Annotated in this window: 9 protein-coding genes and 1 tRNA gene; 4 read left to right on the top strand and 6 right to left on the bottom strand. The window is 74.7% G+C overall.

Going from position 1 to position 13,140, the window contains the following annotated elements; all coding sequences use genetic code 11:
• Position 1: 1 nt before the first annotated feature.
• Entirely contained in the window at positions 2-595 is a 594-nt protein-coding gene (locus ACYVQV_RS04635; protein WP_461022097.1) for a DinB family protein, read from the bottom strand.
• A gap of 162 nt (positions 596-757) precedes the next feature.
• On the opposite strand from ACYVQV_RS04635, the gene aspS reads away from it, so the two are divergent.
• The 4 genes from aspS (at position 758) to selB (ending at position 5,268) form a co-directional block, all read left to right on the top strand.
• On the top strand, positions 758-2,566 hold the full coding sequence (gene aspS, locus ACYVQV_RS04630; RefSeq protein ID WP_461022096.1) for an aspartate--tRNA ligase: 1,809 nt from the start codon (positions 758-760) through the stop codon (positions 2,564-2,566).
• A gap of 2 nt (positions 2,567-2,568) precedes the next feature.
• Positions 2,569-3,078, top strand: coding sequence for a GNAT family N-acetyltransferase (locus ACYVQV_RS04625; RefSeq protein WP_461022095.1), 510 nt, complete (start codon positions 2,569-2,571; stop codon positions 3,076-3,078).
• A 250-nt stretch (positions 3,079-3,328) separates the two neighbouring features.
• Positions 3,329-3,425, top strand: a tRNA-Sec gene (locus tag ACYVQV_RS04620).
• Between the two features lie 13 nt (positions 3,426-3,438).
• Positions 3,439-5,268: a selenocysteine-specific translation elongation factor gene (selB, locus tag ACYVQV_RS04615; protein ID WP_461022094.1), complete on the top strand. Its 1,830-nt coding sequence runs from the start codon at positions 3,439-3,441 to the stop codon at positions 5,266-5,268.
• Here the strand turns inward: selB and ACYVQV_RS04610 are convergent.
• From ACYVQV_RS04610 to selD, 5 genes are all read right to left on the bottom strand, one after another.
• Positions 5,219-6,439, bottom strand: coding sequence for an L-lactate MFS transporter (locus ACYVQV_RS04610; RefSeq protein WP_461022228.1), 1,221 nt, complete (start codon positions 6,437-6,439; stop codon positions 5,219-5,221). The genes selB and ACYVQV_RS04610 overlap by 50 nt on opposite strands.
• Positions 6,440-6,561: 122 nt before the next feature.
• Entirely contained in the window at positions 6,562-7,506 is a 945-nt protein-coding gene (nrfD, locus tag ACYVQV_RS04605) for an NrfD/PsrC family molybdoenzyme membrane anchor subunit (protein ID WP_461022093.1), read from the bottom strand.
• Positions 7,507-7,604: 98 nt separating this feature from the next.
• Positions 7,605-8,576, bottom strand: coding sequence for a 4Fe-4S dicluster domain-containing protein (locus ACYVQV_RS04600; RefSeq protein WP_461022092.1), 972 nt, complete (start codon positions 8,574-8,576; stop codon positions 7,605-7,607).
• Positions 8,573-11,974, bottom strand: a complete 3,402-nt coding sequence (fdh, locus tag ACYVQV_RS04595; protein ID WP_461022091.1) for a formate dehydrogenase — start codon at positions 11,972-11,974, stop codon at positions 8,573-8,575. The genes ACYVQV_RS04600 and fdh overlap by 4 nt, the downstream gene beginning before the upstream one ends.
• Before the next feature lie 73 nt (positions 11,975-12,047).
• Positions 12,048-13,046 (bottom strand): selenide, water dikinase SelD, encoded by a 999-nt coding sequence (gene selD, locus ACYVQV_RS04590; RefSeq protein ID WP_461022090.1) that lies wholly within the window; start codon positions 13,044-13,046, stop codon positions 12,048-12,050.
• Positions 13,047-13,140 lie beyond the last annotated feature (94 nt).

Genomic DNA, 13,140 nt, shown 5'->3' with positions numbered 1-13,140 from the left:
GTCAGGTAGCGGCCGAGCGCACGCGGTACAGGTCGCGCAGGACCATGATCTCGGCGCCGTGGTGGATGAGCTCGCGGTTCAGGTGCAGGACGAGGTGGCCGAACGGCGCAGCGGCGTCGATCTCGGTGGCCCGGCTCAGGCCGACCGTGAGCGCCTGCTCCTCGGTGAGTGCGTCGACCCGGTCCCTCCACCGGGTGACCGCCTCCCGCAGGCCGGCGACCGCGGGGGCGGCCTCGGTGTGGAAGGTCAGGTCGTCCACGCGGAGGCGGTGCTCGCCGAACGTCCAGTCCCACCGCTCGGTGAAGACCTCGGTCAGGTGGGCGACAAGCCAGCCGATCGTGCGCAGCGGCGGCGGCCCCTCCACGGAGTCGTAGCCGTAGTCGAGCTGGTGGGTGCCCTGGCCCGCGGGTCGAGGCGACGGTGACTGCCCGCGCGGTCGCACGCCGCACGCGCCCGGGGCCGGCTCCCACCGCAGCTCGTCGTCCGTCAGCCCGTCGAGTCGCCGGTCGAGGTCCCACCAGGAGAAGCCGAGCTGGCCGCGCAGCATCGCGACGAGCGACCGCTGCTCGAGGATGCTCCAGTCGAAGTCAGCCACACCGGCCTCCAGGGTCGTCGCATCGAACGCGTGTTCGATCCTGGCGTGACCGCCGGCGTCCCGTCAAGGGCCGCGGTCGGGGTGCCGGCGCGCGACGTCCGTAAGATCGAGGGTGGCCCGAGCGAGCGGCCCGTACCCGAGGACGACCCGAGAGGACCCCCTGTGCTCCGCACCCACGAGGCAGGCGCGCTGCGCGCGTCCGACGCCGGCACCACCGTCACCCTGACCGGCTGGGTGGCGCGGCGCCGCGACCACGGCGGGGTGGCGTTCCTCGACCTGCGGGACGCCTCGGGGGTGATGCAGGTCGTCGTCCGCGACGAGGAGGTCGCGCACGGCCTGCGCAACGAGTACTGCCTGCGGGTGACGGGCGAGGTGGGGCGCCGTCCCGAGGGCAACGAGAACCCGGCCCTGCCGACCGGCGAGGTCGAGCTGCTGGCCCACTCGGTCGAGGTGCTCAACGCCTCCGCGCCGTTGCCGTTCCAGGTGGACGAGCACGTCGAGGTGGGGGAGGAGGCGCGGCTGCGCCACCGCTACCTGGACCTGCGCCGTCCGGGCCCGGCCGCCGCGCTGCGGCTGCGCAGCAAGGTCAACGCGGCGGCGCGCGAGGTGCTGGCCCGGCACGACTTCGTCGAGGTGGAGACGCCGACCCTGACCCGGTCCACCCCCGAGGGCGCCCGCGACTTCCTCGTCCCGGCCCGCCTGCAGCCCGGCTCCTGGTACGCGCTGCCGCAGAGCCCCCAGCTGTTCAAGCAGCTGCTCATGGTCGCCGGCCTCGAGCGGTACTACCAGATCGCCCGCTGCTACCGCGACGAGGACTTCCGCGCCGACCGGCAGCCCGAGTTCACCCAGCTCGACGTCGAGATGAGCTTCGTCGACCAGGACGACGTCATCACCCTGACCGAGGAGATCCTCGTGGCGCTGTGGCGCCTCGTCGGCGTCGAGCTGCCCACGCCGTTCCCGCGGATGACGTACGCCGACGCGATGGACCGGTACGGCACCGACAAGCCGGACCTGCGCTTCGGTCTCGAGCTCGTCGAGTGCACGGGCTACTTCGCCGACACCCCGTTCCGGGTCTTCCAGGCGCCGTACGTCGGCGCCGTCGTCATGCCGGGCGGGGCCTCCCAGCCGCGGCGCCAGTTCGACGCCTGGCAGGACTGGGCGAAGCAGCGCGGCGCGAAGGGCCTGGCCTACGTCACGGTCGCGGAGGACGGCACGCTGGGCGGGCCGGTCGCCAAGAACCTCACCGACGCCGAGCGCGACGGCCTCGCGGCGCACGTCGGTGCCTCGCCGGGCGACGCGGTCTTCTTCGCCGCCGGTGCGCCGAAGGCCTCGCGCGCGCTGCTCGGCGCCGCGCGCCTGGAGATCGGGCACCGCGTCGGGCTCGTCGACGAGTCGGCGTGGAAGCTCGTGTGGGTCGTCGACGCGCCGCTGTTCGAGCCGGCCGCCGAGACCGACGACGTCGCCGTCGGGTCCGGGGCCTGGACGGCCGTGCACCACGCGTTCACCTCGCCCAAGCCGGAGTGGCTCGACCGGTTCGAGGAGGACCCGGGCAACGCGCTGGCCTACGCCTACGACATCGTCTGCAACGGCAACGAGATCGGCGGCGGGTCGATCCGTATCCACCGCCGCGACGTCCAGGAGCGCGTCTTCGAGGTGATGGGGCTGAGCCGCGAGGAGGCCGACGAGAAGTTCGGCTTCCTGCTCGAGGCCTTCTCCTACGGGGCGCCCCCGCACGGCGGCATCGCGTTCGGGTGGGACCGGATCGTCGCCCTGCTGGCCGGCGCCGACTCCATCCGGGAGGTCATCGCCTTCCCGAAGTCCGGTGGCGGGTACGACCCGCTGACGGCCGCACCCGCCCCGATCACCGCCCAGCAGCGCAAGGAGGCGGGGGTGGACGCGGCCCCGCGGGCACGCACCGGCGAGACCGCCGCTGAGACGACCGGCGGGACGGCCGGCGGGAGGGCCGGCTGACCGTGGCGGTCGTCGTCCGGGCCGAGCAGCCCGGCGACCGCACCGCGGTCGCCGGGGTCGTCGACCTGGCGTTCGCCAGCGGCGAGGAGGGCGCGGAGGCGGAGACCCTCCTCGTGGAGGCGCTGCGGGCGGACGGCGACGCCTGGCTGCCGCGCCTGGGCCTCGTGGCCCTCGACGGGGGCGAGGTGGTCGGGTACGCCCTCGGCAGCCGCATGCACGTCGGCGGGTCCCCGGCGGTCGCGCTGGCACCTGTCGCCGTGCACCCCGAGCACCAGCGGCGCGGCGTCGGCCAGGCGCTGGTGCGACGGCTCCTCGGCGAGGCGCGGTCGGCGGGGGAGACCCTCGTGGTCGTGCTCGGCGACCCCGGCTACTACGGGCGCTTCGGTTTCGGGCCCGCCGAGGACCTCGGGATCGTCGGCCCGTACGGCGGACCGGCCTTCCAGGCGCTGCAGCTGGCCGCCGACGCCCCCGTCGGCCTCGCGGCGTACCCCGTCGCCTTCCAGTCCGTCTGACCGTCGGGTCCTCCGCTCCTCGCCGGACCTCCGCGCTGCCTCGAAGCGCAGGTTGTTGGAAAGGTGCGGTCAGGACGGGGGACTGGACCGCAGGTTGTTGGAAAGGTGCGGTCAGGACGGGGGACTGGACCGCAGGGTGTTGGAAAGGTGCGATCTGGAGGGGGCGCGGGGGCGCAGGTCGGTGGAAAGGTGCGGTCGGAGGGACGGGGATAGGGTCGCGGCGGGGGCGCCGGTCGGCCGGCGCACCCAGGGAGGCGTCTTCGGCCTGGTGGCCGGCGCGGTCTTCAACACCGACGAGGCCCGTGACGAACGGGCCTGGCGGGTTCGATTCCCGTCCGCCTCCGCCACGGCCCTCGCACGGTGGGACGACAGGGGGTGGCGCCGGTGCACGTGCTCGCCACGGCCGGTCACGTCGACCACGGCAAGTCCACCCTGGTGCGCGCGCTCACGGGCACGGAGCCCGACCGGTGGGCGGAGGAGCGCCGTCGCGGCCTGACCCTCGACCTCGGCTTCGTCTGGACGACGCTCCCGGGCGGTGAGCGCGTCGCGTTCGTCGACGTCCCCGGGCACGAGCGCTTCGTCCCCACCATGCTCGCCGGGGTGGGGCCCGTCCCCGCGGTGCTGCTCGTGGTGGCCGCCGACGGCGGGTGGATGCCGCAGACGTCCGAGCACGTGGCCGCCCTGGACGCGCTCGGGGTGACCCGTGGCGTCGTGGCGCTGACCCGCTGCGACCTGGCCGACCCGCGGGACACCGCCGCCGTCGTCCGCGAGCGGCTCGGCGCCACCGGGCTGCGGGACGCGACCGTCGTCCCCGTCAGCGCCGTCACCGGCGCCGGGCTCGACGCGCTGCGAGCGGCGCTGCGGACGACGGTGCGCGCGCTGCCCTCGCCGGACCCGCACGCACCCGTCCGGATGTGGGTCGACCGGGTCTTCACCGTCCGGGGGGCGGGGACCGTCGTCACGGGCACCCTGCAGGCGGGGACCGTGCGCCGCGGCGACACGCTGCGGGTGGCCCGGGACGACCGCCAGGTCACCGTCCGCTCGCTGCAGGTCACCGGGGAGGACGTCGAGGGGGCCGGCGGCGTGGCCCGGGTCGCGCTCAACCTGCGGGGTGTCGACCGGCACGACCTCACCCGGGGGGACGCGCTGCTCGGGCCCGGGCGGCGCGCCGACCGGACACCGGTGGCGCCCCCGTGGCGAGCCACCGATGCGCTCGACGTCGTCCTCGACCGCCCCGTCGACGACCCGCCGAGCCACCTCGTCCTGCACACCGGCTCGGCGGCCGTCCCCGCCCGGCTGCGCCCCCTGGCGGCGGACGTCGTGCGGCTGCGGCTCGACCGGCCGCTGCCCCTCGCAGCGGGCGACCGGGCCCTGCTGCGCGCCCCCGACCGGCACGAGGTCGTCGCCGGCCTGCGGGTCGCCGACGTCGACCCGCCACCCGCCCGGGGGCGCCGCGGAGCCGCCGAGCGCGCCGCCCAGCTGACCCGCGCGGACGGCGCGCACGCACGGTGGCGGCGCGAGCTCACCCGGCGCGAAGTGCTGTCCGCCGCGGACGCCGCCGGCCTCGGGCTGGTCCCCGACACCGACCCGGTCGTGCCCGGCTGGTACGTCGACCCGCAGGTGTGGGCCGGGCTGCCGGGACGCGCCGCCACCGTGGTCGCGGCCTGGGAGGTCGAGCGCCCGCTGGAACCCGGCGCGCCGCGCCACGTCGTCCGGGAGCGGCTCGGGCTGCCGGACGGCGCCCTGCTGGACGCCGTCGTCGCGCGCACGTCGCTGCGGTCCCGCGACGGCCGCCTCACCGGGCGCGAGCGGACCGCCCTGCCCGCCCCCGTCGAGGCGGCGCTGGCGGACCTGTCGCGCACGTGGCGGGACGCGCCGTTCGCCGCCCCGGAGGCGCACCGCCTGCGCGACCTGGGCCTGGGACGCCGCGAGCTGGCGGCCGCCGAGCGGGCCGGCCGGGTCGTCGTCCTCGCGGACCAGGTGGTCCTGCCGGCCGGGGCCCACGACCGCGCGGCGCGGGCGCTGCGGGCGCTCGCCGAGCCGTTCACCGTGTCCGCGGCCCGCGAGCTGCTCGGCACGACCCGCCGGGTCGCCGTCCCCCTGCTCGAGCACCTGGACCGGACCGGGGTGACCGAGCAGGTCAGCCCCGGGCTGCGGCGCCTGACCGCTGCCGGCGCGGCGGCCTCGTGACCAGCGTGAGGGCCACCGACGCGAGGGCGACGATCCCGAGGGTCGTGTACGCGAGCGTGTAGGACGCGTCGTCCCCGATCAGGAAGGACACGAGGACGGGTCCGAGGACGCCGCCGATGCTCCAGCCGACGAGCATCAGCCCGTACACGGCGCCGGCGTGGGTGACCCCGAAGAAGTCGCCCGCGGTCGCCGGCATCGTGCCGAAGGCGCCGCCGTAGCAGAGGTACACCACCGAGGCGAGGACGACGAACAGCGCCGCGTTCGACGCGTGCGGCAGGACGAGCAGCGAGACACCCGACAGCCCGAGCATCCCCGCGAACGCCGGCATCCGGCCGGTGCGGTCCGACGCGGCCGCCCACACGATCCGCCCCGCGCCGTTGAAGATCGCCAGGACCCCGACGAGGGTCGCGGCGCCCAGGGCGTCGAACCCGGCGATGTCCGTGGCGCTCGCGGCGGCCTGGGAGATCAGGGCGATGCCGGCGGTGACGTTGAGGGTCAGGATCGCCGTGAGCAGGTACCACTGGGGGGTGCGCAGCGCCTCCCCCTGCGTGAAGTCGGCGGCGTGGTCCTCGCGGTCCTCGCCCGACTCGGCGCCGGGCACCGTGTAGCCCGGGGGAGGGTTGCGGAACACCGACGCACCCACGAGGGACATGACGAGGTAGGCGACGCCGAGGGGCAGGAACGCCGCCGTGGGGACGTCGGGGTCGCGCTCGATCAGCCAGCGGGCGACGGGGGAGGTGAGCACCGCGCCGAAGCCGAAACCGCCGACCGCCAACCCGGTGATGAGCCCGCGCTTGTCGGGGAACCACTTCTGCAGCATGGCGATCGGCACGATGTACGCCACGCCGAGCCCGAAGCCGCTGACGACGCCGTACCCGAGGACCAGCAGCCACAGCTGGTCGCCGCTACGGGCGAAGGACGCCAGCACGATCCCGACGGCGTACACGACGCCGCCGAGGACGGCGACGACGCGCGGTCCGCGGCGGTCCTGCAGCCGCCCTCCCGTCCACGTCCCGATGAAGATCATGCCGATGGTCACGGTGAACGGCAGGGACGACGCGACGGCGGACAGCCGGAACTCCGACGCCTCCTGCAGCGCCTTCCCGAAGCCGCTCCACGCGTAGACGGCGCCGATCGAGAACTGCAGCAGCAGCGCGCCGGCGACGAGCAGCCAGCGGTTGGCCCCGGGCGTCGTCGCGTCCTGCGCCGTGGTCGCGGAGCCTCGCGTCGTGTCAGCCGTCGTCCCCTCCCGTACCGGCGTCCGCCGGTGTCACGCCGAGGTCTGGTCGGCGCTCAGCCGTCGGTGCGCGTGGGTCCCTCCCGATCGAGCCGCTCACGCTGCGGCACCACCGTGTAGCGCGGGTCCTCCGCCGAGGTGATGCCCGCCTCGAAGACGCCGAAGCGGGTGCACACGGAACCGGCGACCAGCGCGAGTCCCGACAGCGCCGAGACGACCCGGCTGCGGCCGCCGAGGGCGGCCCCGACGGCCCCGGCGGCGGTCAGGGCCTTGCTGGCCCGCATCAGCCGACCCGCCGTCCCCTGGTGCAGCGGCTCGGCGGTCATCCCCATCGACCGCTCCATCCGGTGCTCGGCGGCCAGCTCGAGCACGGCCCCGCCGACGGCGAGCCTGCGCGCCGGCCCGGTCTCGGCGAGTGGAGCGGTGACGAGCGCCAGACCACCGGACGCCGCGGCGGCCGAGCCGACGAACACCAGCGGCAGCTCGCGGTACGCCTCGTGCCAGGAGGGTGTGGCCGTGTCCGACAGCAGCACCGCCGTGTACGAGGCCACCGGGGGTGCGCCGAGCGCGGCGACCAGCCCGGCCGGCCTCCCGGCGGCCGACAGCAGCCGCAGCGGGCGCCACGTGCGCCCGGCCGGCAGCAGGTCGACGACCTCGGCGGCGGCGGCGAGCCCCGCGAAGGGCCCGTAGCCGGACAGGATCCAGGTGCCGACGGACATCGGGGAGGTCAGCTTGGCGACCCGGAGCATGTTGAGGAACCGGGACGGCTTGCCGAGGTCGCGGACCAGCGCGAGCAGGCTGGCCGCGAGAGCCGCGACGGCCGTCAGCCGGGCGCTGCGGCGCAGTCCCGGGCGCCCGGTGAGGTCGGCGCCGGCGGCCAGGAGGCTCGACCCGGCGGCCAGGCCCCCGGTGAACAGGTAGGCGGGGATGTCCGCCTCCCAGGGCACCGGCTTGACGACGGGCCGCCCGTAGTACGACGTGAACGTCGCCTCCGGAACCATCGAGGCCTCACCCTCGCGGTGCCGCCTGCCCCGGGGCGCGCGGTCCCGGCGTCCGTCCGGGGTGGGCGCGGCACCGGCGCCGGCCGGACGCGGGGCGCTCACCCGCGCCGTCCCAGGAACGACACGACGGCCCCGGCGAGCAGCGTCACCGCAGCCACGGTGGCCCGGTTGAACATCGCGGGCAGGTCCCGGGTGGTCACCACCGGGTCCGGTGGCAGGCCGTACACCTCGGGCTCGTCGAGCAACAGGAAGAACGCGCCCGCGCCACCGACCCCGTCCCGCGGGTCCTCGCCGTAGAGCCGGGCTCCGTCGGTGCCGGCGTCCTGCAGCGTCTGCAGGCGCGCGGCGGCCCGCTCGCGCAGCTCGTCGAGGTCCCCGTACTGGATGGACTCCGTCGGGCAGGCCTGCGCGCACGCGGGCGTCTGACCCGCGCCGATCCGGTCGTAGCAGAGGGTGCACTTCTGGGCGATGCCGACGTTGCGCGCGCCGTCCGGGCCGTGACGTCGCTCGATCACCCCGAACGGGCAGGCGCCGACGCAGTACCCGCAGCCGTTGCAGATGTCGTCCTGGACGACGACCGTGCCGAACTCGGTGCGGAACAACGACCCGGTGGGGCACACGTCCAGGCAGGCGGCGTGGGTGCAGTGCTTGCAGACGTCCGAGGACATCAGCCACCGGAAGTCGGGCTTCTCGCCACCGGACGCGTCGTCGGCCGGCCGGCCCTCGTCGACGTCACCGGGGTCACCGGGGTCACCGGGGTCATCAGGGGTACGGACCGTCGGCATCCCCAGGTCGACGGGTGGCCGCCTCGAACGTCCCGCCGGCTGCTCGACGAACGCGACGTGCCGCCAGGACGACGCCCCGAGCGCCCCGGTGTTGTCGTAGGAGGAGCCGAGCAGGTCGAAGCCGTCGTCCGGGACGGCGTTCCACTCCTTGCACGCCACCTCGCACGCCTTGCAGCCGATGCAGACGCTGGTGTCGGTGAAGAAGCCCTTGCGCGGCGGGGGGTCCTGGTAGCCGGCGTCGGGTGCCGGGTCCACCGGGCCGTACAGGCTGTTGCGGCCGATCACGCGTCCCGCCTCCCGTCGTCGTCCGGCGCCTGGTCACCGGTGGGGACGTCCTCCTCGGACATGGCCCGGCCCGAGGCGGTGACCGCCGCGTCGGACGCCGTCACCACCGGCGGGACGAGCCGGGCCGTGCCCCCGGCGCGGCGCACGTAGTCCTGCACGTAGTCCCGCAGCGCCGACCCGGTGGGACGGCGACCGGCCCGCACGTCGCACGTCCCCACCTTCGTCTCCTGGATGAGCACGTTCGGGTCGAGGGAGATCCCGAACAGGTCGTTCGCGGAGTCGCCTGTCACCAGCCCGCCGGATCCCCAGTGGTAGGGCAGCCACACCTGGTGCACGGTGCGGCCCTCCACCCGCAGCGGCCGGAGCCGGTGGGTCACCAGCACGCGGCCCTCGACGACCGCGCGGGCGGTGACGACGTGGCACCAGCCCATGTGCTCCAGCCCGCGCTCGGCGGCGAGCTGCGGCGAGACCTCCACGAACATCGCCGGCTGCAGCTCGGACAGGTACTCGAGGTAGCGGCTCATCCCGCCAGCGGTGTGGTGCTCGGTGAGGCGGCTGGTGGTGTACACGAACGGGAACACCGACGGGTCGGCGTCCGGAGGTCCCGGGTTCACCGGGTTGTCCGCGCGCGGGTACTCCACCCGCGTCGGGTTGCCCTGCTGGCCGTACAGCGGGTTCGCGAACGGGGACTCCACCGGCTCGTAGTGCGTCGGCAGCGGCCCGTCGATGAGGCCCTCGGGCACGTACAGGGCGCCCTTGCCGTCGCCCTGCATGATGAACGGGTCGTCGCCGGCGAGGCCCTCGACACCGCCCGTCCCCGGCTCCGGACGGTACGACGGCGGCTTGGTGACCTCGAAGTCGGGCACGTCGTGGCCGGTCCAGCGGCCGGCCTCCTCGTCCCACCAGACGTACGCCTTGCGCTCGGACCACGGCCTGCCCTGCGGGTCCGCCGACGCGCGGTTGTAGAGGATCCGCCGGTTCGCCGGCCACACCCAGCCCCACTCCGGCGCCACCCACGACTGCTCGCTGCCGGGCTTGCGACGCGCCGCCTGGTTCACGCCGTCCGCGAGGACACCGGTGTAGATCCAGCACCCGCCGACCGTGGACCCGTCGTCGTGCAGCTCGGTGAACGACGACAGCGGCCGGCCGGTCGCCACCTCGTACCCGTTGATCTCCTTCAGGACCGCCTCGGCGTCGGGCTCGCCGTGCTCCCCGTGCAGCGGGTAGTCCCAGGCCAGGTCCAGCAGCGGCCGGTCGCGCTCGTCGGTGGAGCCGGCCAGGCGCTCCCGGACGAGCCGGCCGAGGTGGTAGAAGAACCACAGCTCGGACCGGCAGTCGCCCTTGGGGTCCAGGGCCTTCTCCCGCCACTGGAGCATCCGCTGGGTCTGGGTGAAGGTGCCCTCCTTCTCCACGTGCGAGGCGGCGGGGACGAGGAAGACCTCGGTGCGGCACTCCTCGGGCACGATCTCGCCGGTCTCGACCTCGGGGGAGTCGCGCCAGAAGGTGGCGCTCTCGATCTCGAACAGGTCGCGGACGACGACCCAGTCGAGGTTGGCCATCCCGAGCCGCTGCGCGCGCCCGTGCGCGGAGCCCACCGCCGGGTTCTGGCCGAGCAGGAAGTAGCCGGAGACCTTCCCGTCGATCATGTCGAGGACGGTGCGGTAGGTGCCGTGGTCGCCGGTGAGGCGCGGCAGGTAGTCGAAGCAGTAGTCGTTGTCCGCCGTGGCCTTCTCGCCCCAGTACGCCTTCAGCAGGCTGACCCCGTACGAGCGGGCCCCGCTCCAGAAGCCCTTGGCCTCGGGGTCCCCGGTGCCGGCGATCCACTCGTCCAGGCTGCGGTGCTGCGAGGCGTCCGGCATGGGCAGGTAGCCGGGGAGCAGGTTGAACAGCGTGGGGATGTCCGTCGACCCCTGGATGCTCGCGTGCCCGCGCAGCGCCATGATCCCACCGCCGGGCCGGCCCATGTTGCCCAGCAGCAGCTGGAGGATCGCGCCGGTGCGGATGTACTGCACGCCGACGCTGTGCTGCGTCCAGCCGACGCTGTAGACGAGGGCCGTCGTCCGCTCGCGGCCGGAGTTGGTCACCCACGCGTCGCAGACCTCCTGGAACACCTCCCTCGACACCCCGCAGGCCCGCTCGACCATCTCGGGGGTGTAGCGGGAGAAGTGCCGCTTGAGGACCTGGTAGACGCAGCGCGGGTGCTGCAGCGTCTCGTCGCGCGGCGGGTCACCCTCCACGGTCATGCCGTGCGACTCGTGCTCCATGGGCCGGGCGGTCGCGCGCTGCTCGTCGTGGTCGGGCTCGCTGGCCCCCTCGTCCTCCTGCCCGGCGTACTGCCAGGACGTCGGGTCGTAGGTCCGGTCGGCGGGGTCGAAGCCCGAGAACAGGCCGTCGAGGTCCTCGGTGTCCTGGAAGCCGTCACTGAGGATCGTCGAGGCGTTCGTGTAGGCCAGCACGTACTCGCGGAAGTCCAGCTCGTTGCTCAGGACGTGGTTGATGATCGCGCCGAGGAAGACGATGTCCGACCCGACGCGCAGCGGCACGAACGTGTCGGCGTGGGCGCTGGTGCGGGTGAACCGCGGGTCGACGTGGATGACCCTCGCGCCGCGCCGCTTGGCCTCCATCACCCACTGGAACCCGACCGGGTGCGCCTCGGCCATGTTCGAGCCCTGGATGACGACGCAGTCGGCGTTGGCGAGGTCCTGCTGGAACCCGGTGGCGCCACCGCGACCGAAGCTGGTCCCCAGACCGGGGACGGTGGAGGAGTGTCAAATACGGGCCTGGTTCTCCACCTGGATCGCGCCCATGGCGGTGAACAGCTTCTTGATGAGGTAGTTCTCCTCGTTGTCCAGCGTCGCGCCACCCAGGCTCGCGATGCCCGTGGTGCGACGGACGACGCGACCGTCTGCGTCGGTGTCCTGCCACCACGTCCGCCGGGCCTCGACGACGCGGTCGGCGATCATCTCCATCGCCGTGTCGAGGTCGAGGTCCTGCCACTGCGTCGCGTACGGGGCGCGGTACCGGACCCTCATGACCCGCTGGGAGCTGGTGACGAGGTTCTTGCTGGCCGAGCCCTTGGGGCACAGGCGACCGCGGGAGATCGGGCTGTCCGGGTCGCCCTCGATCTGGACGACCTGCTCGTCCTTCACGAAGACCTTCTGACCGCAGCCGACGGCGCAGTACGGGCAGACGCTGCGGGCGACGCGGTCGGCGGTGGCCGTGCGCGGGGTCAGCTCCTCCGTGCGCCGGGAGCGGGCGGCCGTGCCCCGGCCGAGCACGTCGCCGCCGGTCAGCTGGCGGAGCACCGGCCAGCCGAGGAAGGCCCTGTCGCGGGCCGCCTGACGCGCGCCGGTGCGCTCGCCCGGCCGGTCCTGGGACCGGTCCCGCGTCGAGGTCATGGCACCCGCCTCCCTCCGTGCGGGCAACGTAGCACCGCAGCGACGACAGTGCGCTCGATGGCGTGACGGGATGTCAACGCACGGTCAGGAGGGCCTCCTGGCGGGGCACGAGCTCGCCGACGACCGGGTACCCGGGCACCTCGCCGGCCACGAGCAGGCCACCGGAGGTCTGCGCGTCGGCCAGCAGCAGCAGCTCGTCCTCCCCGACGCCCGGGCCCGCAGCCAGGTGCGGGCGCACCCAGTCGAGGTTGCGCCGGCTGCCACCCGGGACGAACCCCTCGGCCAGGGACTCGCGCGCGTCGTCCAGGTAGGGCACGGCGGCGGCGTCGACGACGGCGCAGACCCCGCTGGCGCGCGCCAGCTTGAGCAGGTGCCCGAGCAGCCCGAACCCCGTGACGTCGGTGGCGCACCGGGCACCGGCCGCCAGGGCGGCCCGGGAGGCCTCGCCGTTCGGGGTCACCATGGCCTCCACCGCGTGCGCGAACACCTCACCGGTGGCCTTGTGCCGGTTGTTGAGGACACCGAGCCCCAGCGGCTTGGTGAGCGTCAGCGGCGTGCCCGCGGTCCCCGCGTCGTTGCGCAGCAGGCGGTCCGGGTGCGCGACGCCGGTGACGGCCAGGCCGTACTTCGGCTCCCGGTCGTCGATGCTGTGCCCGCCCGCGAGGTACGTGCCCGCCGCGGTGCAGACATCTGCGCCACCACGCAGCACCTCGGCGGCCACGTCGAACGGTACGACGTCACGCGGCCAGGCGAGCAGGTTGACGGCGACGAGCGGCTCACCGCCCATCGCCCACACGTCCGAGAGCGCGTTCGTGGCGGCGATGCGACCCCAGTCGTACGGGTCGTCCACCACGGGTGTGAAGAAGTCGGCGGTGACCACGACCGCGCGCTCCCCGTCGATCCGGACGGCCGCCCCGTCGTCGCCGTGGTCCAGACCGACGAGCAGGTCCCCGCCGGCCCGGCCGGCGTCCAGGTGCCCGAGGACCCGCTCCAGCTCGCCCGGCGGCACCTTGCACGCGCAGCCGCCCCCGGCGGCGAGCTGGGTCAACCGGACCGGGGAGGTCGTCGTCATGCCCGCACGCTACGACCGGCGGCACGGCCGGGCCCGGGCAGGCGCCTAGATTGGGAGCGTGGACCCCCGGCGCGCGACACCCGCGACGGGCCGG

Source organism: Thalassiella azotivora, from assembly GCF_054781695.1.
The sequence above is the reverse complement of the archived record's forward strand: the minus strand, read 5'-3'. Positions and strand labels throughout refer to the sequence as shown.